The 24,553-nt window shown below is 64.8% G+C and carries 21 protein-coding genes and 1 pseudogene; 18 read left to right on the top strand and 4 right to left on the bottom strand.

Annotated features, from left to right (window positions below):
• Positions 1 to 2: 2 nt before the first annotated feature.
• Entirely contained in the window at positions 3 to 899 is an 897-nt protein-coding gene (locus FXB38_RS22405; RefSeq protein WP_148753148.1) for an alpha/beta hydrolase family protein, read from the bottom strand.
• Positions 900 to 1,080: 181 nt separating this feature from the next.
• Between FXB38_RS22405 and FXB38_RS22400 the strand changes: the two genes are divergently transcribed.
• The 3 genes from FXB38_RS22400 to FXB38_RS22390 are packed head-to-tail and all read left to right on the top strand — an operon-like array spanning position 1,081 to position 4,609.
• Positions 1,081 to 2,469 carry a class II 3-deoxy-7-phosphoheptulonate synthase gene (locus FXB38_RS22400; RefSeq protein ID WP_148753147.1) on the top strand — a complete coding sequence of 463 codons (1,389 nt, stop codon included), beginning with the start codon at positions 1,081 to 1,083 and terminating at the stop codon, positions 2,467 to 2,469.
• A 4-nt stretch (positions 2,470 to 2,473) separates the two neighbouring features.
• Positions 2,474 to 2,827 carry a diacylglycerol kinase gene (locus tag FXB38_RS22395; protein WP_148753146.1) on the top strand — a complete coding sequence of 118 codons (354 nt, stop codon included), beginning with the start codon at positions 2,474 to 2,476 and terminating at the stop codon, positions 2,825 to 2,827.
• A gap of 24 nt (positions 2,828 to 2,851) precedes the next feature.
• Positions 2,852 to 4,609, top strand: a complete 1,758-nt coding sequence (locus tag FXB38_RS22390; protein ID WP_148753145.1) for an NAD+ synthase — start codon at positions 2,852 to 2,854, stop codon at positions 4,607 to 4,609.
• A gap of 135 nt (positions 4,610 to 4,744) precedes the next feature.
• Here FXB38_RS22390 and FXB38_RS22380 read toward each other — a convergent pair whose 3' ends face one another.
• Both FXB38_RS22380 and FXB38_RS22375 read right to left on the bottom strand, forming a co-directional pair.
• A complete protein-coding gene (locus tag FXB38_RS22380; protein WP_148753144.1) occupies positions 4,745 to 5,932 on the bottom strand; it encodes a DUF2865 domain-containing protein in 1,188 nt (395 codons plus the stop codon).
• A gap of 142 nt (positions 5,933 to 6,074) precedes the next feature.
• Positions 6,075 to 6,380 carry a hypothetical protein gene (locus FXB38_RS22375; RefSeq protein ID WP_148753143.1) on the bottom strand — a complete coding sequence of 102 codons (306 nt, stop codon included), beginning with the start codon at positions 6,378 to 6,380 and terminating at the stop codon, positions 6,075 to 6,077.
• A gap of 290 nt (positions 6,381 to 6,670) precedes the next feature.
• On the opposite strand from FXB38_RS22375, the gene cysS reads away from it, so the two are divergent.
• The 4 genes from cysS to FXB38_RS22355 all read left to right on the top strand — a co-directional run bounded on the left by cysS (position 6,671) and on the right by FXB38_RS22355 (position 10,674).
• Complete coding sequence (gene cysS / locus FXB38_RS22370; RefSeq protein WP_148753142.1) at positions 6,671 to 8,068, top strand: cysteine--tRNA ligase; 1,398 nt, start codon at positions 6,671 to 6,673, stop codon at positions 8,066 to 8,068.
• Complete coding sequence (locus FXB38_RS22365; protein ID WP_148753141.1) at positions 8,068 to 8,577, top strand: GNAT family N-acetyltransferase; 510 nt, start codon at positions 8,068 to 8,070, stop codon at positions 8,575 to 8,577. The genes cysS and FXB38_RS22365 overlap by 1 nt, the downstream gene beginning before the upstream one ends.
• Positions 8,574 to 10,172 (top strand): citramalate synthase, encoded by a 1,599-nt coding sequence (gene cimA, locus FXB38_RS22360; protein ID WP_148753140.1) that lies wholly within the window; start codon positions 8,574 to 8,576, stop codon positions 10,170 to 10,172. The genes FXB38_RS22365 and cimA overlap by 4 nt, the downstream gene beginning before the upstream one ends.
• Before the next feature lie 124 nt (positions 10,173 to 10,296).
• Positions 10,297 to 10,674 carry a VOC family protein gene (locus FXB38_RS22355; RefSeq protein WP_148753139.1) on the top strand — a complete coding sequence of 126 codons (378 nt, stop codon included), beginning with the start codon at positions 10,297 to 10,299 and terminating at the stop codon, positions 10,672 to 10,674.
• 3 nt (positions 10,675 to 10,677) lie between these two features.
• Here FXB38_RS22355 and FXB38_RS22350 read toward each other — a convergent pair whose 3' ends face one another.
• A complete protein-coding gene (locus tag FXB38_RS22350; RefSeq protein ID WP_187435059.1) occupies positions 10,678 to 11,283 on the bottom strand; it encodes an LOG family protein in 606 nt (201 codons plus the stop codon).
• 200 nt (positions 11,284 to 11,483) lie between these two features.
• On the opposite strand from FXB38_RS22350, the gene FXB38_RS22345 reads away from it, so the two are divergent.
• From FXB38_RS22345 to FXB38_RS22295, 11 genes and pseudogenes are all read left to right on the top strand, one after another.
• The gene (locus FXB38_RS22345; RefSeq protein ID WP_148753137.1) at positions 11,484 to 13,439 is read left to right on the top strand and encodes an ABCB family ABC transporter ATP-binding protein/permease; all 1,956 of its coding nucleotides are present in this window, start codon (positions 11,484 to 11,486) and stop codon (positions 13,437 to 13,439) included.
• A gap of 57 nt (positions 13,440 to 13,496) precedes the next feature.
• Positions 13,497 to 14,222, top strand: a pseudogene (locus FXB38_RS22340) (phosphatidylserine decarboxylase); the annotation flags it as partial.
• 87 nt (positions 14,223 to 14,309) lie between these two features.
• Positions 14,310 to 15,191: a CDP-alcohol phosphatidyltransferase family protein gene (locus FXB38_RS22335; protein WP_148753181.1), complete on the top strand. Its 882-nt coding sequence runs from the start codon at positions 14,310 to 14,312 to the stop codon at positions 15,189 to 15,191.
• Between the two features lie 120 nt (positions 15,192 to 15,311).
• The gene (locus tag FXB38_RS22330; protein WP_187435058.1) at positions 15,312 to 16,031 is read left to right on the top strand and encodes an RraA family protein; all 720 of its coding nucleotides are present in this window, start codon (positions 15,312 to 15,314) and stop codon (positions 16,029 to 16,031) included.
• 15 nt (positions 16,032 to 16,046) lie between these two features.
• On the top strand, positions 16,047 to 16,871 hold the full coding sequence (locus FXB38_RS22325) for an SDR family NAD(P)-dependent oxidoreductase (protein WP_148753134.1): 825 nt from the start codon (positions 16,047 to 16,049) through the stop codon (positions 16,869 to 16,871).
• Between the two features lie 213 nt (positions 16,872 to 17,084).
• On the top strand, positions 17,085 to 17,858 hold the full coding sequence (locus FXB38_RS22320) for a motility protein A (RefSeq protein WP_148753133.1): 774 nt from the start codon (positions 17,085 to 17,087) through the stop codon (positions 17,856 to 17,858).
• Positions 17,859 to 17,881: 23 nt separating this feature from the next.
• A complete protein-coding gene (locus tag FXB38_RS22315; RefSeq protein WP_148753132.1) occupies positions 17,882 to 18,709 on the top strand; it encodes an OmpA/MotB family protein in 828 nt (275 codons plus the stop codon).
• Between the two features lie 173 nt (positions 18,710 to 18,882).
• Positions 18,883 to 20,781 carry a potassium transporter Kup gene (locus tag FXB38_RS22310; protein WP_148753131.1) on the top strand — a complete coding sequence of 633 codons (1,899 nt, stop codon included), beginning with the start codon at positions 18,883 to 18,885 and terminating at the stop codon, positions 20,779 to 20,781.
• 155 nt (positions 20,782 to 20,936) lie between these two features.
• Positions 20,937 to 22,865: a potassium transporter Kup gene (locus FXB38_RS22305; RefSeq protein WP_148753130.1), complete on the top strand. Its 1,929-nt coding sequence runs from the start codon at positions 20,937 to 20,939 to the stop codon at positions 22,863 to 22,865.
• A 171-nt stretch (positions 22,866 to 23,036) separates the two neighbouring features.
• Positions 23,037 to 23,363, top strand: coding sequence for a rhodanese-like domain-containing protein (locus FXB38_RS22300; protein WP_148753129.1), 327 nt, complete (start codon positions 23,037 to 23,039; stop codon positions 23,361 to 23,363).
• Positions 23,364 to 23,370: 7 nt separating this feature from the next.
• Positions 23,371 to 24,549, top strand: coding sequence for an aminotransferase (locus FXB38_RS22295; protein WP_148753128.1), 1,179 nt, complete (start codon positions 23,371 to 23,373; stop codon positions 24,547 to 24,549).
• Positions 24,550 to 24,553: the final 4 nt, after the last annotated feature.

Here is a 24,553-nt window from a genome sequence, read left to right as displayed (position 1 = left end):
GATCACTCCCCCTGAATCCATTCCGCCAGGCCGCGCCACAGCGTGTCGCGGTGCTCGGTGCGGAAGAAACCGAAATGGCCAATCGCCTTGGCGCCGACGTCGGACGGCTTCACCGTCAGCACCTCCGGCTTGATCGCTGTGAAGCCTGACGTGAGCAGCTCGACCGCCGGCCGCGTCGCCCAAGGATCGTCGGAGAAGCACAGCGCGCGCAGCTCGCCCTTGAATTTTGCGAAATTCGCCAGCGCCGGCAGTTTGGAATCGAACAGATAGCGCGGGCTCGAGACCCAGTCCGCCCATTGCAGGAAGACACCCCTGGGCAGATCCTCGCCGATGCCGACCCAGCCCGGCGCGTAGCCGAGTGCGTGGACCAGCGGGACGCCGACGAAATTCATGAATGCGAAGACGCGGTATTTCTCCGGCGACGTCATCAGCCGCCAGGTCGCGGCCTGCGAGGCCACGAACGCGGCGCGCGAGATGTCGGTGTTGTTCGCGATCAGCCCGAGCGCCTGGCCACCGAAGGAATGGCCGAAATAGGCAAGGGGGAGCGTGTTGTAACGCTCGCGCATCCAGCTCACCGCGGCGGTGATGTCGAGCGCGGCCCAGTCCGACATCGAGGCCTTGAAGCCGACCAGCGATTTCGGCTGGTTGTAGCCGACCATGGCCGGCAGGCGGGAGTCGCCGATGCCGCGATAGTCGTAAGTGAGGACCGCACAGCCGCGGTGGGCGAGATAGGAGGCGAAGCCGCGATAGATTTTTCGCGGGACGGCAGTCGCCGAATTGATCAGGACGGCATGGCGCTTGGCGCCGCGCGGCAGGAACAGGGTGCCGGTCAGCGCATACCCGTCGGTCGCCGGGAAGCTGATCTCGTCGATGAAAACGTCGTCCAGTGCCGCGTCCATGGATCGAAGCTGTCTTGCCGGTTTCCTCTGCCACCCCCAGCAAATGCGAATTCGGCTTTGCCCGCAAGGGTTTGCATTGCGGAATGGATTTACAACTGGCGGTGTCGCGCCAGCCTGTGTATAAGGCGGCCCTCGCAACCCACAGATCAGGTTGCACTTTTTGCTTCACGGAGAGATTGCGATGTCCGAGCGGTGGACGCCCGAGTCCTGGCGCAGCAAGCCGGTGCTACAGGTGCCCGATTATCCCGACGCCAAGGCTTTGGCCGACGTCGAGGCGCAGCTTGCAACCTTTCCGCCGCTGGTGTTTGCCGGCGAGGCGCGCAATCTGAAGAAGGCGCTGGGGCGCGTTGCGGCCGGCGACGCCTTCCTGCTGCAGGGCGGCGATTGCGCCGAGAGCTTTGCCGAGCACGGCGCCAACAACATCCGCGACTTCTTCCGCGTGCTGCTGCAGATGGCGGTGGTGCTGACCTATGCCGGCGCGGTGCCGGTGGTGAAGGTCGGCCGCATCGCCGGCCAGTTTGCAAAACCGCGCTCGTCGCCGACCGAGAAGATCGACGGCGTCGAGCTGCCGAGCTATCGCGGCGACATCGTCAACGACATCGCCTTCACCAGGGAAGCGCGCGTGCCGGATCCGCAGCGCCAGCTAATGGCCTATCGCCAGTCGGCCGCGACGCTGAACCTGCTCCGCGCCTTCGCCACCGGCGGCTTCGCCAACCTCGGCAGCGTGCATCAGTGGATGCTCGGCTTCCTCAAGGACTCGCCGCAGTCCCGCCGCTACAAGGAACTGGCCGACCGCATCTCGGACGCGCTCAACTTCATGCGTGCCTGCGGCCTCGATCTCGAAAGCCATCCCGAGCTGCGCGCTACCGATTTCTACACCAGCCATGAGGCGCTGTTGCTCGGCTACGAGCAGGCCATGACCCGCGTCGATTCCACGACCGGCGACTGGTACGCGACCTCGGGCCACATGATCTGGATCGGCGACCGCACCCGCCAGCTCGATCACGGCCACATCGAATATTTCCGCGGCATCAAGAACCCGATCGGCCTGAAGTGCGGCCCGTCGCTCAAGCCCGACGAGCTGCTGAAGCTGATCGACGTGCTCAATCCTGACAACGAGCCGGGCCGGCTGACGCTGATCAACCGTTTCGGCTCCGACAAGGTCGCCGACCATCTGCCGGGCCTGATCCGCGCGGTGAAGCGCGAGGGCAGGGTGGTGGTCTGGTCGTGCGACCCCATGCACGGCAACACCATCACCTCGACGTCGGGCTACAAGACGCGGCCGTTCGACCGCGTGCTGTCGGAGGTGAAGTCGTTCTTCACGATCCACGCCGCGGAAGGCACCCACGCCGGCGGCGTGCATCTGGAGATGACCGGCCAGGACGTCACCGAGTGCATCGGCGGCGCCCGCGCCATCACGGACGAGGATCTCAACGACCGCTACCACACGGTTTGCGATCCCCGCCTCAATGCCGAGCAATCCATCGATATGGCTTTCCTGGTCGCCGAACTGCTGAAGCAGGAACGCGCCGGCAAGGTCAGGCCGATGCCGGCTGCAGCGGGGCTCTAAATCCTTGCTGCGGATCTGGAAGGCCACGATCAACTCCCGCAACGGTCTGGCCTTTGCGTTCCACTCGGAGCAGGCCGTCCGCGAGGAGATCTTTGCGCTGCTCCTGTCGCTGCCGGTGGCGTGGTTCGTCGCCGCCAGCGCGACGCGCGCGGTCGAGCTGGTCTGCTCGGTCGCCTTCGTGCTGGTGGTCGAGTTGCTCAACACCGCGATCGAGAAGCTCGCCGATCGCCTGACCATGGATCACGACAAGCAGATCGGGCGGGTCAAGGACATGGGCTCGGCCGCGGTCGGCGTCGCGCTGCTGATGGCCGGCGCGTTCTGGATCATCGCGATCATCGAGCGTCTGGGATTCCTCTAGCCACGAAATTGGAGTGCGGTGGCCATGACCGAACGTCTCGACGCATTCGCGGTCACGCTCGCCCAGCTCAATCCGACCATGGGCGATATCGAGGGCAATGCCGCGAAGGTTCGCTCGGCACGCGAGCGAGCGATCGCCGATGGTGCCGATCTGGTGCTGTTTCCGGAATTGTTCATCGCCGGTTATCCGCCGGAAGATCTGGTGCAGAAGCCTGCCTTCCAGGCCGCCTGCCGTTCCGTCATCGAAGCGCTAGCGCGCGAGACCGCCGACGGCGGCCCGGCGCTGCTGGTCGGCACGCCCTGGGTCGAGGACGGCAAGCTCTACAATGCCTGTGCGCTGCTCGACGGCGGGCGCATCGCCGCGTTGCGCTTCAAATGCAACCTGCCGAATTACGGTGTGTTCGACGAGAAGCGGCTGTTTGCGCGCGGGCCAGCTGCTGGTCCGGTCACCGTGCGCGGCGTGCGGATCGGCGTGCCGATCTGCGAGGACATCTGGCTGGAAGAGTCCGAGGACTACGAGAACGTGATCGAGACGCTGGCCGAGACCGGCGCCGAGATCATTCTGGTCCCGAACGGCTCGCCCTATGGCCGCGACAAGAACGATGTGCGTCTGTCGGTGGCGGTCGCGCGGGTCACCGAGAGCGGCCTGCCTCTGGTCTATCTCAACCAGGTCTGCGGCCAGGACGAGCTCGTGTTCGACGGCGCGTCTTTCGCGCTCAATGGCGATCTCTCGCTTGCCGCGCAACTGCCCGCGTTCGAGGAGAACGTCACGACGTTGCGCTTCATCAGAAACGGCGGCGATTGGCGTTGCACGGGTCCGATCGCGGAGCAGCCCGAGGGCGATAAGGCCGACTATGCCGCCTGCGTGCTGGGCTTGCGCGACTACGTTACCAAAAACGGCTTTCCCGGTGTGCTGCTCGGCATCTCGGGCGGCATCGATTCCGCACTCTGTGCGGCGATCGCGGTCGACGCACTCGGCGCCGACCAGGTGCACGGCGTGATGCTGCCTTATCGCTACACGGCGGCACACTCGATTGCCGATGCGGGCGAGCTCGCCGGCCATCTCGGCATCCGCTACGAGGTGTTGCCGATCGCGGAGGCGGTGAATGGTTTCGAGACCATTCTGTCCGGCATCTTCAAGAACCTGCCGCCCGATATCGCCGAGGAAAACCTCCAGGCCCGGACGCGCGGCACGCTGCTGATGGCGATCTCCAACAAGACCGGGCTGATGGTGGTGACGACAGGCAACAAGTCGGAAATGTCGGTCGGCTATGCCACGCTCTATGGCGACATGAACGGCGGCTTCAATCCGATCAAGGACATCTACAAGACGCAGGTGTTTCGATTGGCGGCGCTGCGCAATGCATGGAAACCGGACGGCGCGCTCGGACCGGCGGGCGAGGTGATCCCGCCCGATATCATCACACGACCGCCGACTGCGGAGCTGCGTGAGAACCAGACCGATCAGGACTCACTGCCGGCTTACGAGGTGCTCGACGCGATCCTGGAGCGTCTGGTCGAACGCGAGGAGCCACTCGACCAGATCATCGCCGCGGGCTTCGACCGCGAGACGGTGACCCGCATCGACCATCTTCTCAACGTCGCCGAATACAAGCGCCGCCAGGCCGCCCCCGGCGTGAAGGTGACGCGGAAGAACTTCGGCCGCGACCGCCGCTATCCCATCACCAACCGCTTTCGCGACAGAGGCGAGAAGTTGCCCGCGCCCGACGAGACGCTGGTCTCGCCCGGCAGCAAGGCGTCGATCGACGCGTTCGAGGGGTAGGCGATCCATTCCGCTGTCATCATCCGCGAAGGCGGATGATCCAGTACTCCGCGGCGGAAATCGCGAAAACCGACTGCTGCTGCGGCGTACTGGATGCCCCGCATTCGCGGGGCATGACACTGAGTTTGGAGCCGCTTACTTCTGCTGCTGCGGCAGGAAGCTCGGGCCCACCGAGCGGATCGGCTTGTTCTCCGACGTGGCCGCGGTGCTCGCATCCGCAGGCGGCGTGGCGGCCGGTGCCGTGGCCGTCGTCGGCGCAGGAGCTGCGCCCTTCTTGGCATTCGCCGGCGCGCCCTTGGTGAGCTGCCGCTGCTGCATCTTCTTGGCGCTCTCCTCGGTGACGATGATGTCACCCTGCTGCTCGACGGCCGCCTTGTCGTCGGCCGATTTCAGCGCATCGGCCCAGGTCTGGCCCGCCGCTTTGCACGAGCAGGACGGGTTGAACTCGCTGCGGAATTTGAAGGCGGTCGGCAGCGCCGTGTAGGGCTGGCCGCTGATCGAGACCGCGGAGCTCATGTCCTCGCCGGGATTGCGGTGGGCGTAGAGCGCGGCTTCGGCCGCCGGGCACAGCGCCTTGCAGGTCCTCTCGTCATCGGGGAAGCGCGCTGGCACGGTCGCAAACGAGATCGGGAAATACGCGCCGTCGCAGGTGCGCACGCAGACAGTGCGGTAGGTGCCGGATTGCGGGCCGCCGAGATCGGAGGGCGGCGCGCCCGGCGGATTGTTGGCGTTATTGCCGCCGAACAGATTGCTCAGGAAGTTGCCGCCCTGCGACTGCACGGCGTTGGCGTATTGCGGGCCGCAATTGTTTTGCGCGAGCGCAATCAGCACCGAGCGGCGCTGGCTGTCGCGCTCAGGGCTGCCGCCGGCACCGCCGCCGCGCAGGCGTTCGAGATTGCCGGTGATCTGGTCGAGATTGGCACGCATCTGCTGGATCTGGGTGTTGACCGGACCGCATTGCGCCGACTGGCCGTTGAACAGCGAGAAGAAGCCGGAGGAATCGCAGCCCATGCGCTTGGCCTGCATGGTGACGCGGTCGAGCTCGGCTTGCTGGCGGGTCTGGGAATCCTGGTAGCGGCGGATCTGGTCGTCGCGCGCGGGATCGCCGCTCGCCCCACCGTTGAGCGCGGCGAGTTGTCCTTCGAGCCGCACGCACATCGGGTTCGGCCCGAGCCCGCCCTGGGTGGGCGGAGGCGGCGGTGCTCCGGGCGGGCCAGCCTGTGCAAAGGCGTCAGTGGCGAGCACGATCGCACTCAGAAGCACGGTGCAGGCAAGGAAGGAGCGGGGACGGGACAGGGACAAAAATTCAGGCATATCCGCCATTCTAGCGAGGTCACGGCCCCAAGTGACTTTTCAATGTGATTTGGGGGCCGAAGCGCGCCCTCCAATAGCCGCTTCCTGCGGCAGCGTCACGTCGTTTCAGGGGCGGTAAACGGGTCCTAAGGTCCGCCAGCTCCGAGCGAATTCAGCGCTGGCAGGTGATTGCGACATATTCGTCGCAATGGCCATGGGAGCAGTTTGCGCCGGATTTGGGGACAGAGCCGGTAATTTCGTCGGGATCGACCCGGCGGTAGCTTGATGCCTGTGCAAAGTCCCGTGACTGGCAGTAGGTGCGGGCGACCTGCGCGCCGCACTTCTCGCCCTTGGCCAGGCACTGGTCGACGCCGTAGCCGTCGGCCTGGTTGGCGATGATGAAGACGCGGGTCTCGGCGAAAGCGCTGGATGCCGCGAGAAGAGAGGCACAGGAGACAAGCGCGAGCAGGGATCGCATGGGTGCACCGGGGGCTGGGGGGACCACCGGGTTCCGAATTAAACCCAAAAGGTTAAGGATGACGAACCATCAAGGCGGTGCGGCCGCGCATTGCGGAAATAAAGCGGCATTTTCGCGGCTCTCTTGACGAAAGGCGCCTTCGTGGCCCATATGTCGCCGCATGAACGGTCTCCTCGCCATCTGCATTATTTGCCGCGAGATTACGAGCTAGCGATTCGCTGGCTGGAGCCGTCTTTTCTCAAAACCGTTGAGAGCACTGGACGCCCGGCCAACAGCCGACGGGTATCCATATGGAATTGCGTCTTTACGATACGATGACGAGGACGAAGCGGCCGTTTGAGCCGATCGATCCCAAGAATGTCCGCATGTATGTCTGCGGACCGACCGTCTATGACTTCGCCCATATCGGCAATGCGCGGCCGGTGATCGTGTTCGACGTGCTGTTTCGGCTGCTCCGCCATCTCTATGGCGAGGCGCACGTGAAGTATGTCCGCAACATCACCGACGTCGACGACAAGATCAACGATCGCGCCGCGCGGGATTTTCCCGGCTTGCCGCTGAACGAGGCGATCCGCAAGGTCACCGAGCAGACCGGCAAGCAGTTTCACGCCGACGTCGATGCGCTCGGCGCGCTCCGGCCGAGCGTCGAGCCGCGCGCGACCGAGCATATCGGCGAGATGCGCGAGATCATCGAAAGGCTCATTGCCGGCGGCTTTGCCTACGCTGCCGAGGACCACGTGCTGTTCTCGCCGCAGGCGATGAACGCGGCCAATTCCACGCTGCCGCGCTATGGCGCGCTGTCGAAGCGGTCGCTTGACGAAATGATCGCCGGCGCGCGCGTCGAGGTCGCGCCCTACAAAAAGGATTCGACCGACTTCGTGCTGTGGAAGCCGTCCAAGCCCGGCGAGCCGTCCTGGCCGTCGCCGGCCGGCATCGCCGCGCAGGGACGTCCGGGCTGGCACATCGAATGCTCGGCCATGGCCTGGAAGCATCTCGGCGAGCAGTTCGACATCCATGGCGGCGGTATCGATCTCGTGTTTCCGCATCACGAGAACGAGGTCGCCCAGACCTGTTGCGCCTTTCACCAGCAGCGCATGGCGAACTACTGGATGCACAACGGCTTTCTGCAGGTCGAGAGCGAGAAGATGTCGAAGAGCCTCGGCAACTTCATCACCATCCACGAGCTGCTCGCGGACTGGCCGGGTGAGGTGCTGCGCCTCAACATGCTGAAGACGCACTACACCTCGCCGATCGACTGGACCATGAAGTCGCTGGAGGAGAGCGCCAAGACGCTCAACGATTGGTATCGCTTTGCCGCTGACGTCGCGCCGTCAACGCCGGCGGCGTCCGTGGTCGAAGCCCTGCTCGACGACCTCAATACGCCGCAGGCGATCGCGGCGCTGCATGGTCTGCGCAATTCGTCCGATGCGGCCGGTCTTTCCGCGTCGCTGCGTCTGCTCGGCTTCCTGTCCGAGAGTGTGGCGCAATGGGAGGGTCGCAAGCGCCAGGCGAGTGGCATCGATGCCGGCGAGATCGATCGCCTGATCGCGGAGCGCACGGCTGCGCGGGCGCGAAAAGACTTCAGGGAATCCGATCGCATCCGTGACGAGCTCGCGGCCAAGGGCGTCGTCATTAAGGACGGCAAGGATTCCGACGGCAAGCCGGTGACGACCTGGGAGCTCGCGTGATGGCACAAGCGCATCCCAAGCCCGGCTTGCGGCCGTTTTTGCCTGATGACGTTCCCATGCTGGCCGCGATCTTCGCCGCCAGCATCCAGGAGCTGACCGGCGACGACTACAGCGAGGCGCAGCAGGAAGCCTGGATGGCGGCGGCGGAGGACGAGGAGTTCGGCAAGCGGCTGGCGGCCGACCTGACGCTGATCGCGACGCTCGACGGCTCGCCCGTCGGCTTCGCCTCGCTGCGCGGCAAGGATCACATCCGTATGCTCTACGTTCATCCGGCCGTGGCGGGGCAGGGCATTGCGACCATGCTGGTCGACGCGCTGGAAAAGCTCGCCGGCGGCCGTGGCGCGGAAAAATTGACGGTCGACGCCAGCGATACGGCGGAAGGCTTCTTCGCCAAGCGCGGTTATATCGCCATGCAGCGCAATAGCATCACCGTCAACGACGAGTGGCTCGCCAACACCACCATGCAGAAAACGTTCGGCACCGGACCCGCATCGGGAGCGCTGCAATGAGCAAGGAGCGTCTGTATCTGTTCGACACCACGCTGCGCGACGGTGCGCAGACCAACGGCGTCGACTTCACGCTGACCGACAAGCAGGTCATCGCAGCGATGCTCGACGAGCTCGGCATCGACTATGTCGAGGGCGGTTATCCCGGCGCCAATCCGCTCGACACCGAATTTTTCGGCAACAAGCCGAAGCTGAACCATGCGCGCTTCACCGCCTTCGGCATGACGCGGCGGGCAGGCCGCTCGGTCTCCAATGACCCCGGCGTCGCCGGGCTCCTGGACGCGAAGGCGGACGCGATCTGCTTCGTGGCAAAGTCCTCGGCGTATCAGGTACGCGTCGCGCTGGAGACGACGAAAGAGGAAAATCTTGCCTCGATCCGCGACAGCGTCGCAGCGGCAAAGGCCGCCGGCCGCGAGGTCATGCTCGACTGCGAGCACTTTTTCGACGGCTACAAGGAAGATTCGACCTTCGCGCTCGCCTGCGCCAGGGCCGCCTATGAGGCCGGCGCGCGCTGGGTGGTGTTGTGCGACACCAACGGCGGCACCATGCCGAACGAGATCGAGGCGATCGTCACCGAGGTGACCAAGCACATCCCCGGCGACCATCTCGGCATCCACGCCCATAACGACACCGAGCAGGCGGTGGCGAATTCGCTCGCCGCGGTGCGCGCCGGGGCGCGGCAGATCCAGGGCACGCTGAACGGACTCGGCGAGCGCTGCGGCAACGCCAACCTCTGCTCGCTGATTCCGACCTTGAAGCTGAAGCGGGAATTCGCCGACACCTTCGATATCTCGGTCACGCCGGAAAAGCTTGCAACGCTGGTCAAGGTCTCGCGTACGCTCGACGACATGCTCAACCGCGTGCCGAACCGCCATGCCGCCTATGTCGGCGAGAGCGCCTTCGTCACCAAGACCGGCATTCACGCCTCCGCCGTGATGAAGGATCCGCAGACCTACGAGCATGTGTTGCCGGAGACCGTCGGCAATCACCGCAAGGTGCTGGTGTCCGACCAGGCCGGCCGCTCCAACGTCATGGCCGAGCTCGACCGCGCCGGTATCGCTTACGAGAAGCGAGATCCGAAGCTGACCCGACTGGTCGAGGAATTGAAAGAGCGGGAGGCTGCCGGCTACGCCTATGAATCCGCCAACGCCTCGTTCGATCTGCTGGCGCGCCGCACGCTCGGAAAAGTGCCGCAATATTTCGAGGTCGAGCAGTTCGATGTCAATGTCGAGCAGCGCTACAACGCGCTTGGCGAGCGCGTCACGGTCGCCTTGGCCGTGGTGAAGGTCGACGTTGCAGGCGAGCATCTGATCTCGGCAGCCGAGGGCAACGGCCCGGTGAACGCGCTCGACGTCGCGTTGCGCAAGGATCTCGGAAAATACCAGAAGTACATTGAGGGCCTGACGCTGATCGATTACCGCGTGCGTATCCTCAACGGCGGCACCGGTGCGGTGACGCGCGTCCTGATCGAGAGCGAGGACGAGACCGGCGATCGCTGGACCACGGTCGGCGTGTCCCCGAACATCATCGATGCATCGTTTCAGGCGCTGATGGATTCGGTGATCTACAAGCTCGTGAAGTCGGGCGCGCCGGCGTAGGGCGCGGCGGTGCTACAAACGCCGTCATTGCGAGCGTAGCGAAGCAATCCAGACTGTCACCGCGGAAAGACTCTGGATTGCTTCGCTTCGCTCGCAATGACGAGGAGAGAGGGGAGCGCTAGCAATGATCGACCACATCTCCGTCGGCGTCAGCGATATCGAGCGCTCCGCCGCATTCTATGAAGCCACGCTCGCCGCCCTCGGCCTCACCCGCCTCGTCACGCGGCCGCGCACGGTCGGCTTCGGCAAGGCCTATCCCGAGTTCTGGATCAATCTGCGCGAGGCCATGCCGCCTGTGCCGCCGGAGAGCGGCGTGCACATCTGCCTGCGGGCGAAGACGACGGCCGAGGTCGATGCATTCCACGCTGCCGCGCTTGCGACAGGCGGCGCATCGGATGGCGCGCCGGGCATTCGCCCGCACGACCGCGTGCGCTACTACGCAGCCTTCGTCCTTGATCCCGACGGCAACCGGATCGAGGCGGTGACGTTTCCGAGCGAGTGAGGCTTAAAGCTTGCGCGCCACTTCCGGGGCGAGCTGCTTTTCCGCCTCGGCGAGCTGGGCCACGGCGGCCTTCAGCTTCGGCAAGATGTCCTCGACGCGATCGGCCTTGAGGATATCGACCGAGAGGCCGGCGCGGATGAACTCGGTCTGGCGCATATGCGACAGCAGCGAGAACAGCGGCTCCCAGAAATTGTCGAAATTGGCGAGCAGCACCGGCTTGGCGTGACGGCCGAGTTGCTTCCAGGTCAGCTGCTCGACCAGCTCCTCCAGCGTGCCGACGCCGCCCGGCAGCGCCACGAAGGCGTCGGAGCGCTCGAACATCAGCCGCTTGCGCTCGTGCATGTCGGGGGTGACGATCATTTCCTGCACGCGGGTCAGCGCATTCTCGCGCTTTCGCAGGAATTCGGGAATGATGCCGGTGACGGTGCCGCCGTGATCGAGCACGGAGGTCGCGACCGAGCCCATCAGGCCAAGCGAGCCGCCGCCATAAACCAGGCGGATGTTGCTCTCGGCGAGCGCCTTGCCGAATGCCTTGGCGCCTTCGGTGAAGTGGGGATTGGTTCCGGGACCGGAGCCGCAATAGACACAGACGGTTTTGATCGTGCTCATTGGCGCCATGATGCATTGCAGCGAATGGGCGTCAAGCCCAATCGGTGATTCGGACCGCCCGCAAATCTACCGGTAAATGGCGACAAACAATCGAAGATTCGCCATCTGGCGGGGTGCGCTGGCCCCCGGAAGCTTCTATATGACGAGCGAAAACAGTTAATCGCAACGCGCCCGCATCCGGCGGGCCTTCAGGTTTCTTGATGAGCCCACCTCATTCGCCAGACGTCCCCGACGTGCCTGATCCCTCAGGCGGACCGCTGGAGCGGGCCACCCTGATAGGCACACTGGCGCATCTGTGGCCCTACATCTGGCCGGGCGACCGCGTCGACCTGAAGATGCGGGTGGTCTGGTCGATGGTGCTGCTGCTCGCCGCCAAGCTGATCACGTTGACGGTGCCGTTCAGCTTCAAATGGGCGACGGATGCGTTGACCGGCGCTAACACCGCGCCGGTGCAGCCTGACAATTGGCACCTCTGGGTGATCGCCTCGCCATTGCTGCTGACCGCGAGCTACGGCGTCATGCGCATCGTGATGGCGGTGCTGACGCAATGGCGCGACGGCATTTTCGCGCGCGTCGCCATGCACGCGGTGCGCAAGCTCGCCACCATCACCTTCGTCCACATGCACGAGCTGTCGCTGCGCTTTCATCTCGAGCGCAAGACCGGCGGCCTGACGCGCGTGCTCGAGCGCGGCCGCGAGGGCATCGAGGTCATCGTGCGCATGGTGATCCTGCAGCTGATCCCGACCATCGTCGAGGTCTCGCTGCTGCTGGCCGTGCTGCTGTGGCAGTTCGACTGGCGCTACGTGGTCGCAACCCTGATCACCGTCACGGTCTACATGTATTACACCTACGTCGCGACCGAATGGCGGATCGGCATCCGCCGCAAGATGAACGATTCCGACACTGAGGCGAACACCAAGGCGATCGACTCGCTGCTCAACTATGAGACCGTGAAATATTTCAGCGCCGAGGCGCGAGAGGCGCAGCGCTACGACCGTTCGGTGGCGCGCTACGAGGAGTCGAGCGTCCACGCCTACACTTCGTTGGCCGTGCTCAATACCGGGCAAGCCGTGATCTTCACGCTGGGCCTGACCGCGACCATGCTGATGTGCGCGATCGGCGTGCGCAACGGCACCAACACGGTCGGCGATTTCGTGCTGGTCAACGCCATGATGATCCAGCTCTACCAACCCCTGAACTTCATGGGCATGGTCTATCGCGAGATCAAGCAGGCGATCATCGACATCGAGAAGATGTTCGGCGTGATCGGCCGCGAGGCCGAGATCAAGGATGAGCCCTGCGCGCAGCCGCTGGTCGTCTCCGCCGGCACGGTGCGCTTCGAGGACGTGCGCTTTGCCTATGAGCCGGCGCGGCCGATCCTGAAAGGCATCAGCTTCGAGGTGCCGGCCGGCAAGACGGTCGCGATCGTCGGCCCGTCCGGCGCCGGCAAGTCGACCATTTCGCGCCTGCTGTTCCGCCTCTACGACATCTCCGGCGGAAAGATCCTGATCGACGGCCAGGACATCCGCGAGGTCACGCAGGCGAGCTTGCGCGCCTCCATCGGCATGGTGCCGCAGGACACGGTGCTGTTCAACGACACTATCCGCTACAACATCCGCTACGGCCGCTGGGACGCTGGCGATGCCGAGGTCGAGGAGGCGGCGCGGCTGGCGCAGATCGACCATTTCATTCGCATGGCGCCGATGGGCTACGAGACCCAGGTCGGCGAGCGCGGGCTGAAGCTGTCGGGCGGCGAGAAGCAGCGCGTCGCGATCGCGCGCACCGTGCTGAAGGCGCCGCCGATCCTGGTGCTGGACGAGGCGACCTCTGCGCTCGACACCCACACCGAGCACGAGATCCAGGGCGCGCTCGACCGTGTGGCCAAGAACCGCACCTCGCTCGTCATTGCCCACCGGCTCTCGACCATCGTCGGTGCCGACGAGATCATCGTGCTGGACCAGGGCCGCATCGCCGAGCGCGGCACCCATGCCAGCCTGCTCGTACAGGGCGGTCTCTACGCCAGCATGTGGAACAGGCAGCGCGAGGCCGAGGCCGCACGCGAGAAACTGGCCCGGATGGCCGACAGCAGCGATGCGCCCAACCGGGAGCCGCCGCCGGTCGAGGACGCCCTCACGGCGCAAGCGGCCGCGGAGTGAGCTTGTCTCCGATCCCAACTCTGGCCTAAACAACCCCGGTGCGCGAGACGACCCGCGCCATCAACCCCTGAGCGGCAGATAGCGATGTCCATTCTCGATTCGATCCAGCGTCAGATCCCGCCGATCCACAAAGAGGGCTATCCCTTCATCGGCGGCTTTGCGCTGGCAAGCCTCGTCCTGTTCTGGCTGTGGTCGCCGCTGGGGTGGATCGGCACCATCCTCACCGTATGGTGCGCGCTGTTCTTCCGCGATCCCGTGCGCGTGACGCCGGTGCGCGACGGGCTCGTGGTGTCGCCCGCCGACGGCCGTGTCTCGATGATCACCATGGCGCTGCCGCCGGCCGAGCTCGGGCTCGGCGACCGTCCGCTGCCGCGCATCTCGGTCTTCATGAGCGTGTTCAACTGCCATGTGAACCGCAGCCCGGTGGCGGGCAGGGTGGACCGCATCGCCTATCGGCCGGGCCTGTTCATCAATGCCGAGCTCGACAAGGCGAGCGAGGACAATGAGCGCAATTCGCTGGTGATCTCGACGCCGCAGGGCCGTATCGGCGTGATCCAGATCGCTGGTCTCATCGCCAAGCGCATCGTGTGCTTCGTTAGGGAAGGGCAGGCGGTCGGCGCCGGTGAGCGGTTCGGCCTGATCCGCTTCGGCTCGCGGCTCGACGTCTACCTGCCAGTCGGCACCAAGGCGCTGGTCTCGGAAGGGCAGACGGCGATCGCCGGCGAGACCATCCTGGCCGATCTCACCGGAGACGACCCGAACCGCTCCTATCGCGCCAATTAACCAAGAAGCCGCTGTCGGGGGCCTTCCGCCGCAATGGCGGAGGGGGAAATGGCTTGCTATATCTCGCCTGCAGGTGAGGACGCGCCAATGACGCCCTACGACTACAGAGATCCCGATGTTCGCCGCCGGCGGTTCCGCCCGATCCCGGTGCGGATGCTGGTGCCCAACGTCATCACGCTGCTGGCGATCTGCGCCGGCCTGACCTCGATCCGGCTCTCGATCGAGGGGCGTATGTCGCTCGCCGTCTACGCCATCGTGTTCGCGGCCGCGCTCGACGGCATCGACGGCCGCGTCGCGCGCCTGATCAAGGGGCAGTCCAAATTCGGTGCCGAGCTCGACAGCCTTGCCGACTTCGTCAATTTCGGCGTCGCGCCCGGCCTGATGCTGTACTTCTGGCAGCTGCACGAGCTCGGCAATGCCGGCTGGATCGCCGCCATGGTGTTTGCGATCTCCGGCGGCTTGCGGCTCGCGCGCTTCAACGCCACCATGGACGATCCGAACAAGCCCGCTTTCGCCGCCAATTTTTTCACCGGCGTGCCCGCGCCGGCCGGCGCTATCACCGTGCTGCTGCCGATCTACGTCGCCTTCCTCGATCTCGGTCGCGCACCGGCGGCGGTGACAGCGGCCTATACGCTCCTGATTGCCTTCCTGATGGTCTCGCGCCTGCCGGTGTTCTCCGGCAAGACCAAGCGGATGCGCGTGCCGCCGGAGCTGGTGCTGCCGGCGTTCGTCGCGGTGATCTTCTTCATCGCGCTTGTGATCGCCTATCCCTGGCACGTGCTCTCGATCGGCACGGTACTCTATCTGCTTGGCCTGCCGCTCGGCTACAAATCCTATCGCGACCAGGCGCGTGCGATGGAAGCCATCGCCCCTGCGGGGAGCGAGGTCTCGTCGCCGCCCTCGGCGCCGACAATGGCAAGCCTGTCCGAGCCGCCACACGACGACGACCGGCCCGGACGGCTGCACTGAGCGATCGCGCGCGGATATCTGCCATGAGTGCGCCCGAGTTGGGTTGAGACCCGATCTCGGCTATATCGCCCTGTGACGGCGGCATCGCGTCAATCAGCCGCCAATCTGGGAGATAACGCCGTGACCAATACCGCGACCGGGCCGCTGCCCGCTTCCGTCCTCGAAGCGCTGGGCCGCTACGACACGCCGACGATCTGCAACGCCATGGAGATCGTGGCGCCCGAGCGCCGCCTGATCGGCTACACCACCAAGCAGCTGGTCTGCCCGTTCCCGGATTTGCCGCCGATCGTCGGTTACGCCCGCACCGTCGCAATCCGCTCGGTGTTGAAATCGTCGCTGCCGGCCGAAGAACAGTCGAAGCGCCGCATCGAATATTACGAATATGTCGGCACCGGCCACGGGCCGCGCGTCTCGGTGATCCAGGACATCGACGGTCCCGACGCCGGCTACGGCGCGTTCTGGGGCGAGGTGCAGAGCAACGTGCACAAGGCGCTCGGCTGCCTCGGCGTCATCACCGACGGCTCGATCCGCGACATCCCGCAATGGGCCCCGGGCTTCCAGGCGCTCGCGGGCTCGATCGGCCCGTCGCATGCATGGGTGCACGCGGAGAGCTTTGGCGGCGAGGTGCGCGTCGCCGGCATGACCGTGAAGTCCGACGATCTGATCCACGCCGACCAGCATGGCGCCATCGTGATCCCGCTCGACATTGCCGCGAAGCTCCCCGAGGCCGCCGAACTCTGCGGCCGCCGCGAGACGCCGATCCTCGAGATCGCACGCAGCCCGGACTTCTCCCTGGAGAAGCTCAAGGCCGCGCTGAAGCGCTCGGCGGAGATCCACTAATCTCGGAGTAGCTCCATGGACATGCGCGGCAAGACGGTTCTGATCACAGGCTCGACCGATGGTGTCGGGCGCTATGTCGCAAGCCGCCTTGCCGCCGAGGGCGCACGCGTTCTGATCCATGGCCGGAGTGACGAGCGTGCAAAATCACTGATCGACGAGATCGTGAAGGCCGGCCACACTGCGCCGACTTTCTATCAAGCCGATCTGTCGTCGATGGCAGGTACGCGCGCGCTCGCCGACGCCGTGACGCGCGATCATCAGCGTCTCGACGTCTTCGTCAGCAATGCCGGCATCGGCTCGCAGAACGGCGGTCCGCAGCGTCAGGAGAGCCGCGACGGTCACGAACTGCGCTTTGCCGTGAACTATCTCTCGGGTTTTCTGCTCGTCCATCTGCTGCTGCCGTTGCTGAAAGTCGCCCCGCCCTCGCGCATCGTCAATGTCGTGTCGCTCGGCCAGCATCCGATCGATTTCGACGACGTCATGATCACGAAGGGCTACAGCGGCTCGCGCGCCTATGCGCAGAGCAAGCTGTCGCAGATTATGTTCACCATCGATCTCGCGGCCGAGCTCAAGGACGTCGGCATCACCGTGAATTCGTTGCATCCGGCGACCTATATGAACACCACGATGGTACGCGCCGGCGGCATCACGCCGATGTCGACGGTGGAGCAAGGTGGTGCTGCCATCCTGCATCTGGTCCAGGGCGACGATGTCGCGGGCAAGAGCGGCCTGTTCTTCAACGGCATGAACGAGGCGCGCGCCAATCCGCAGGCCTATGACGCCGATGCGCGCAGGCGCCTGCGCGCGCTCAGCCTGGAGCTGACAGGACTGTCGTCCTGACGCGCCTCATTCATGGTTAGCAGAACGTTGAGATTGGTGTCGCAGAACGGCAAAGCCGCCGTCATTTCCGCGCACCGCGCCGCTCCGTCGCATCGGCTGAACTTAACCTTTACGCGGCTTTAAGGGCGGGTCTTTAGGGTTTCCGATGCGGTTCGGGGTTGGACCGCGCCACCGGCCAGGACGGCCGTTGTTGCGTTCGCTTTGGAGACTCCCATGGATATTATGACGGGCGCCGGCCTCTTGGCGGGCATGATCGTCATCGCGACGATGGTGTTTCTCGGCGGCGATCTGCACATGTTCATCAGCGATCATGCGATGATCATCATCTTCGGAGGATCGGCCGCAGCGACCATGATCCGCTTTCCGCTCTCGGCGCTGATGCACGGCCTGCCGCTTGGCGCCAAGTTCGCCTTCACGATGAGCCGTCTGTCGGCCCATGATCTCGTCGACGAGCTCGCCCGCATCGCCGAGATCGCGCGCAAGCAGGGCCCGGTCGGCCTGGAAAAGGTCGAGACCGACGAGCCGTTCCTCGCCAAGGGCATCCGCTACGTCGCCGACGGCTACGATCTCGATTTCATCAGGGATAATCTGGAGCGCGATCGCGACAATTTCCTGTTGCATCTCAACGAAGGCAGCAAGATCTACCGCGCCGTCGGCGACTGCGCGCCTGCATTCGGCATGATCGGGACGCTGATCGGCATGGTGCAGATGTTTTCGAACATGTCGGATCCCTCGAAGCTCGGCCCGTTCATGGCGACCGCCCTGCTGGCAACTCTCTATGGTGCGTTGGTAGCGAACCTGCTCTGCCTGCCGATCGCTGATAAGCTGCATGGCAAGCTGATCGACGAGGAAACCAATCGCACGCTGATCATCGACGGCATTCTGATGATTCGCGACTCCAAGAGCCCGACTTTGGTGCGCGAAATGCTTCTGGCCTATCTGCCCGAGAAGCACCGCCACGCCGAAGGCGAGCCGGTTCCGGCGTAACGCCGGACGTCGGGACCTGACCGATGGCAAAGAAAAAACGCGAAGAAGCACATGGCGGCCATGGCTGGTTCGTGACGTTTGCGGATCTGATGGCGTTGCTGCTGGCGTTTTTCGTGATGCTGGTCGCATTCTCCACCCAGGACGCCAACAAGCTGAAGATCGTCGCAGGCTCCATGCGCGAGGCCTTCGGCGTCCAGAGCGAAGCGCGCTACGCCGGCATCATCGAATCCGACGGCCTGCCGACCCGCGCGCGGCTGAAGAACGTCGACCACATCCAGCCTGAGGAGGCCTCCAACACGCCGACACCGGACCAGGAGGATCGCGACAAGACGTCCGGCGCCAAGATCAAGGTCGACCGCAACTTCGCGCTCGCCGCTGCCTCGCTGCGACAGGCCTTGCAGGACCTGCCGGAGCTGACCGAGATGTCCAAGCACATCATGTTCGAGGAGACCAAGCAGGGCCTCAATCTCGAGATCGTCGACCAGGACGGCCGCTCGATGTTCGCGGACGGCTCCAAGGTGCCCTACGACCGCACCCGCCGCCTGATCGAGAAGCTCGCGGTGCCCCTCAAGGCGACCCCCTTGCGCGTCTCGATCGCCGGCCACACTGCGGCCGGCTTCGTGCCGACCCGCAGCGACTACGGTGCCTTCGACCTGTCGGCTGACCGCGCCAACGCCGTGCGCCAGATCCTCGAGCGCGAGGGCCTGCCGCCGTCGCATATCTTCGCCGTCTCCGGCAAGGCGGACACGCAGCCGCTGTTCCCGGACGATCCGTCGCTGGCGGCGAACCGCCGCGTCACCATCACCTTGATGCGAGAGGATCCGCCGCTGCCGCCGAACTTGAAGCCCTAAACCTCTTGCGCTACCATTTTACCTGAGGCTATTCGTCGCGAAGACGACGAACGTGGCCGCGCCATTACAGCATCTCGCTCCGCGCCTGCTATGGTGGGGGGCCGATTGACAGGCGCGCCGGAAGCTTCAAAAGGCGCCGGATCAATTCCAGGGACGAAGCGTTTTCCACCCTCATGACGGCGAGCATCACATCGACCGAGACCCAGGAAGGGCCGGTCACCTCCGGCTTTTGGTCCCTCACGCTCGGGAGCATCGGTGTCGTCTTCGGCGACATCGGCACCTCGCCACTTTACGCGTTCCACGAGGCGGTCAGGGGCGCGGCCCATGGCGAGCCGGTGACGCGGATCATGGTGCTCGGCGTGCTCTCGCTGATCCTGTGGGCGCTTCTGATCGTCGTCACCGCCAAATATGTCCTGCTGCTGCTGCGGGCCGACAATAACGGGGAGGGCGGCACCCTCTCGCTGATGGCGCTCGGCCAACGCGCGCTGGGGCGGCGGAGCTGGTTCCTGCTCGCGCTCGGCGTGGTCGGCGCTTCCATGTTCATCGGCGATTCCATGATCACGCCGGCGATCTCGGTACTGTCGGCGGTCGACGGCCTCAAGCTCGCGACGCCGGCGTTCGAGCACTATGTCGTGCCGCTGACGGTGCTGATCCTGGTGCTGCTGTTCGCGGTCCAGAGCAAGGGGACCGCGCTGGTGGCCTCGGCCTTCGGGCCGGTGATGGTCATCTGGTTCACCGTCCTGGCGGTGCTGGGCGTCATTCACATCGCCGACGATCCGTCCGTGCTGGCCGCGATCAATCCCTATTATGCGTTCCAATTCCTGCTGTCGCACGGCACGATCGGCCTGGTGACGCTCGGCGCGGTTTTCCTCGCCGTAACCGGTGGCGAGGCGCTCTATGCCGACCTTGGCCATTTCGGCCGCAAGCCGATCCAGTCGGCCTGGATGTTTTTCGTGCTGCCGTCGCTGCTGATCAACTATTTCGGGCAGGGCGCACTGGTGCTGTCCGATCCAAGCGCGATCGAGCATTCGTTCTATCGCATGGTGCCGGAGCATCTGTTGCTGCCGCTGGTCGGCCTTGCAACCGCGGCCACCGTGATCGCGAGCCAGGCGGTGATCACCGGCGCCTATTCGCTGGTCTATCAGGCGGTGCAGCTCGGCCTCCTGCCGCGCTTCGAGGTGCGCTACACCTCCGAGTCCCATGCCGGCCAGATCTATTTGCCGCGCGTCAATCGGCTGCTGCTGATCGGCGTGATGCTGCTGGTGCTCTTGTTCCACACGCCCAGCAATCTGGCTTCGGCCTATGGCATCGCGGTCTCCACCACCATGGTCGCCGACGGCATCATGGGTTTTGTGGTGATCTGGAAATTGTGGAACTGGCGCGCGGCGACGGCCGCGGTCGTGATCCTGCCCTTCGTCATGGTCGACATGACCTTCTTCAGCGCCAACCTGCTGAAGCTGCTCGAAGGCGCCTGGGTGCCGCTGCTGTTCGGTGCGGCGATGGCAGGGACGATCTGGACCTGGCGGCGCGGCTCGGGAATTCTGATCCAGAAGACGCGCCGGATCGAGGTGCCGCTGGACGATCTGATCCGCAGCCTGGAGAAGCGGCCGCCGCACATCGTCAAGGGCACGGCGGTGTTTTTGACCAGCGATCCCGCCTTCGTGCCGACCGCGCTCCTGCACAATCTCAAGCACAACAAGGTGCTGCACGAGCACAACGTGATCCTGACCATCGAGACCGCGCACACGCCGCGGGTCGATCTCTCCGAGCGCTTCAAGATGGAGAAGATCAGCGAGAAGTTCTCCAAGGTCCGGCTGCGCTTCGGCTTCATGGAGCAACCGAACGTGCCCAAGGCGCTCGCGATTGCGCGCAAGCAGGGCTGGCAGTTCGACATCATGTCGACGTCGTTCTTCGTGTCTCGGCGCTCGCTGAAGGCGTCGGCGCAGTCGGGCATGCCGCTCTGGCAGGATCACCTGTTCATCGCGCTCAGCCGCTCAGCCAACGATGCCACCGACTATTTCCAGATTCCGACCGGGCGGGTGGTTGAAGTCGGAACCCAAGTCACCATTTGAGCCTTCCATAGGGACGCAATTGGCGGACCCATGCGGATTTGCATGCCAAGGGCCCAAAATCGGGCTAGGCTATGCCACCAGCGCAGGACTATAAGCCGCGCGCGCTCCTCCGCCATTGTGCAGTGAAGCATTTTTAGAGGCCACCAGGCTCTCCCATGACAAGTGACGTAGCAGTTCCCGCCCCGGAAACGGCGGCGGCCAATGGGCATGGCGACGCCCACACTACCGCCGGTTTCGGTGCGCTCACGCTCGGCAGCATCGGCGTGGTCTACGGCGACATCGGCACCAGCCCGCTCTACGCGTTCCGCGAGGCGGTGATGGCGGCCTCGGGCGCGGAAGGCGCGCCAACGTCGGCGGCTGTTCTCGGCGTGGTGTCCCTGATCCTGTGGGCGCTGATCGTCGTGGTGACGCTCAAATACGTCGTGATCCTGCTCCGTGCCGACAACAACGGCGAGGGCGGCACGCTGGCCTTGATGGCGCTGGCCCAGCGCGCTGTCGGCACCGGCGGGGCGACCATCGTCCTGCTCGGCATCATCTCCGGCGCCTTGTTCTACGGCGATGCCGTGATCACGCCGGCGGTCTCGGTGCTGTCGGCCCTCGAAGGCATGAAGGACGTCACGCTGAGGTTCGAGCCCTATATCGTTCCGCTGACCGTGGTGATCTTGGTCGTCCTGTTCGCCGTGCAATCGCGCGGCACCGCCCGCGTTGCGGCGTTCTTCGGACCCGTGATGTGCGTCTGGTTCGCGGTGATCGCGGTCGCGGCGATCCATCCGATCATCGAGCAGCCGCAGGTGCTGTTGGCGCTGAACCCGTTCTATGCGGTGTCCTTCATGTTCCACCACGGCATCATCGGCTTCGTGACGCTGGGTGCCGTGTTCCTGGCCGTTACAGGCGCCGAGGCGCTCTATGCCGATCTCGGCCATTTCGGCAAGCGGCCGATCCAGACCGCCTGGCTCTTCATCGTGCTGCCGTCGCTGGCGCTGAATTATCTGGGGCAGGGCGCTCTCGTCCTCGGCGATCCCGGCGCGATCGAGAGCCCGTTCTTCCAGCTCTTCCCGCAAGGCATTATTCGCGGCTGCATGGTCGTGCTGGCCACGGCCGCCACCGTCATCGCGAGCCAGGCCGTCATCACCGGCGCCTATTCGCTGACGCGGCAAGCGATCCAGCTCGGGCTGCTGCCCCGATTCGAAATTCGCCATACCTCTGAAGCTCATTCCGGCCAGATCTTCATCCCGCGCATCAACCAGCTGCTGCTGGTCGCGGTGATCATGATGGTGCTGCTGTTCCGCTCCTCCAGCGCGCTCGCCTCCGCCTACGGTATCTCCGTGACCGGCACGATGGTCGTCACGGGGATGATGGGATTTGTGGTGATCTGGAAGGCCTGGAAGTGGTCGCCGTGGTCGGCGGCCGCCCTGATCGCGCCGTTCCTGTTCCTCGACCTGACCTTCCTGGCCGCCAATTTGCTCAAGGTGTTCGAGGGCGGCTGGGTGCCGCTGGCGCTCGGCGCACTCATGATCCTCATGATGTACACGTGGCGCCGCGGCAGCCGGCTGCTGTTCGAGAAGTCGCGAAAGCTCGAATTCCCGCTCGCCGACCTCGTGGCGATGCTGGAGAAGCGGCCGCCGCAGCGGGTGCCCGGTACCGCCGTATTCCTGACCAGCGACCCCCTGAGCGCACCGACCGCGCTGATGCATAGTCTGAAACACTACAAAGTGCTTCACGAGAAGAATGTCATTCTCACCATCGAGACCGCGCAGACACCGCGCATCGATCCGGCCGAGCGCGTCAAGCTGGAGCAGATCAGCCCGACCTTCTCCAAGGTGACGCTGAAGTTCGGCTTCATGGAATCGCCCAACGTGCCGAAGGCGCTGGCGATCGCCCGCAAGCTCGGCTGGCAGTTCGACATCATGTCGACCTCGTTCTTCCTGTCGCGCAGGGCGCTCAAGCCCGCCGCTCATTCCGGCATGCCGCGTTGGCAGGACCGGCTGTTCATCTCGCTCAGCCGCTCCGCCAACGATGCCACCGACTATTTCCAGATCCCGAGCGGCCGCGTGGTCGAGGTCGGTACGCAGGTCACGATCTAGGCTGACGATGATGGACCGGGATTCAAAGCGCACTTCAAGTCGCTGCAATTTAGCTTTAACTTGCGCAAGGCAGCTCAAGCCTTTGTAGCGCTTGATTTTCGGCGTCCGAGAGGCGAGGTTGCCCGCCGGCCGGGATCGCCCCGGCGGCGCCCTGCGACGTTGGAGGATGATGTGGCAAATCAAGTACAGGATCTGACCCCGGACGAAGTCTCCAAGGGTGTCGCGGAAGGGCGCTATCTTCTCGTCGACGTCCGTGAGCCGAACGAGGTCGAGGCCGAGGCCTACCCTTATGGCGTGGTCGTGCCGCTCTCGACCTTCGATCCCAAGACGATCCCGGATCCGCAGGGCAAAGAGGTCGTGTTTGCCTGCCGCTCGGGCAAGCGCTCGGTCACGGCCTCGCTGGCGGCGCAGGCGGCGGGCCTGGCTTACGACAAGCATCTGGCCGGCGGCATGCTCGGCTGGAAGGCGGCGGGCCTTCCCAGCAAGGTCGGTGGCTAACGACGCGATGACCAAGAGCTCTTCGCTGAACAAGGTCTTCGCCGATCTTCCCGTCACCATCTTCGAGGCGATGTCGCAGGCCGCGCGCGACAACAACGCCATCAATCTCGGCCAGGGCTTTCCTGACGATCCCGGCCCCGAGGACATCCGCCGCGCCGCCGCCGACGCCTCGCTCAACGGCTACAACCAGTATCCGTCGATGATGGGCATCCCGGAGCTGCGCCAGGCGATCGCGACCCATTACGGCCATTGGCACAACCTCAAGCTCGATCCGATGAGCGAGGTGATGGTGACCTCCGGCGGCACCGAGGCGCTGACCTCGGCGATCCTGTCGGTGGTGCAGCCCGGCGACGAGGTGGTCTGCTTCCAGCCGGTCTATGATTCCTATCTGCCGATCATCCGCCAGGCCGGCGGCATTCCGCGGCTCGTGCGCCTTGAGCCTCCGCATTGGCGGCTGAATGAGGACATGCTGAAAAGCGTCTTCAATTCAAAGACCAAGGCGGTGCTGTTCAACAATCCCCTGAATCCCTCCGCGGTGGTCTATCCGCGCGAGGACCTCGAGCTCTTGGCGCGCTACTGCCAGGAGTTCGACGTCATCGCGATCTGCGACGAGGTCTGGGAGCACGTCACCTTCGACGCGCACAAGCACATCCCGCTGATCACCATCCCCGGCATGCGCGACCGCACCATCAAGGTCGGCTCGGCCGGCAAGATCTTCTCGCTGACGGGCTGGAAGATCGGCTTCGTCTGCGCCGCGCCGCCGCTCTTGCGCGTCGCCGCCAAGGTGCACCAGTTCCTGACCTTCACGACGGCGCCGAACCTCCAGGCCGCCGTCGCCTATGGCCTCGGCAAGCCCGACGAGTATTTCCTGTCGATGCGCCAGGATCTGGCCCGGAGCAGGGACCGCCTGACCAAGGGGCTGGAGAGCCTCGGCTTCCCCGTGCTGAAGTCGCAGGGCACCTACTTCCTCACCGTCGACCTGTCGCCGCTCGGGCTCAACGAGAGCGATGCCGAGTTCTGCTGGCGCATCGTCAGGGATTACAAGGTCGCCGCGATTCCGGTCTCGGCGTTCTACGAGCAGGACCCGGTGACATCGGTGGTCCGCTTCTGCTTTGCCAAGAAGGACCAGACGCTCGACACCGCGCTGGATCGGCTGTCGGACGCGGTACGCGGACGCAAGAGGTAGACCT

The organism is Bradyrhizobium cytisi (genome assembly GCF_008123515.1).
Lineage (GTDB): Bacteria > Pseudomonadota > Alphaproteobacteria > Rhizobiales > Xanthobacteraceae > Bradyrhizobium > Bradyrhizobium cytisi.
This window is presented reverse-complemented; position numbering and strand designations above follow the sequence as displayed.

Coding starts and splice junctions, on each gene's coding strand:
- FXB38_RS22405 (WP_148753148.1), bottom strand. CDS start 899: ATGGACGCGGCACTGGACGACGTTTTCATCGACGAGATCAGCTTCCCG.
- FXB38_RS22400 (WP_148753147.1), top strand. CDS start 1,081: ATGTCCGAGCGGTGGACGCCCGAGTCCTGGCGCAGCAAGCCGGTGCTA.
- FXB38_RS22390 (WP_148753145.1), top strand. CDS start 2,852: ATGACCGAACGTCTCGACGCATTCGCGGTCACGCTCGCCCAGCTCAAT.
- FXB38_RS22380 (WP_148753144.1), bottom strand. CDS start 5,932: ATGGCGGATATGCCTGAATTTTTGTCCCTGTCCCGTCCCCGCTCCTTC.
- FXB38_RS22375 (WP_148753143.1), bottom strand. CDS start 6,380: ATGCGATCCCTGCTCGCGCTTGTCTCCTGTGCCTCTCTTCTCGCGGCA.
- cysS (WP_148753142.1), top strand. CDS start 6,671: ATGGAATTGCGTCTTTACGATACGATGACGAGGACGAAGCGGCCGTTT.
- FXB38_RS22365 (WP_148753141.1), top strand. CDS start 8,068: ATGGCACAAGCGCATCCCAAGCCCGGCTTGCGGCCGTTTTTGCCTGAT.
- cimA (WP_148753140.1), top strand. CDS start 8,574: ATGAGCAAGGAGCGTCTGTATCTGTTCGACACCACGCTGCGCGACGGT.
- FXB38_RS22355 (WP_148753139.1), top strand. CDS start 10,297: ATGATCGACCACATCTCCGTCGGCGTCAGCGATATCGAGCGCTCCGCC.
- FXB38_RS22350 (WP_187435059.1), bottom strand. CDS start 11,283: ATGAGCACGATCAAAACCGTCTGTGTCTATTGCGGCTCCGGTCCCGGA.
- FXB38_RS22345 (WP_148753137.1), top strand. CDS start 11,484: ATGAGCCCACCTCATTCGCCAGACGTCCCCGACGTGCCTGATCCCTCA.
- FXB38_RS22335 (WP_148753181.1), top strand. CDS start 14,310: ATGACGCCCTACGACTACAGAGATCCCGATGTTCGCCGCCGGCGGTTC.
- FXB38_RS22325 (WP_148753134.1), top strand. CDS start 16,047: ATGGACATGCGCGGCAAGACGGTTCTGATCACAGGCTCGACCGATGGT.
- FXB38_RS22320 (WP_148753133.1), top strand. CDS start 17,085: ATGGATATTATGACGGGCGCCGGCCTCTTGGCGGGCATGATCGTCATC.
- FXB38_RS22315 (WP_148753132.1), top strand. CDS start 17,882: ATGGCAAAGAAAAAACGCGAAGAAGCACATGGCGGCCATGGCTGGTTC.
- FXB38_RS22310 (WP_148753131.1), top strand. CDS start 18,883: ATGACGGCGAGCATCACATCGACCGAGACCCAGGAAGGGCCGGTCACC.
- FXB38_RS22305 (WP_148753130.1), top strand. CDS start 20,937: ATGACAAGTGACGTAGCAGTTCCCGCCCCGGAAACGGCGGCGGCCAAT.
- FXB38_RS22295 (WP_148753128.1), top strand. CDS start 23,371: ATGACCAAGAGCTCTTCGCTGAACAAGGTCTTCGCCGATCTTCCCGTC.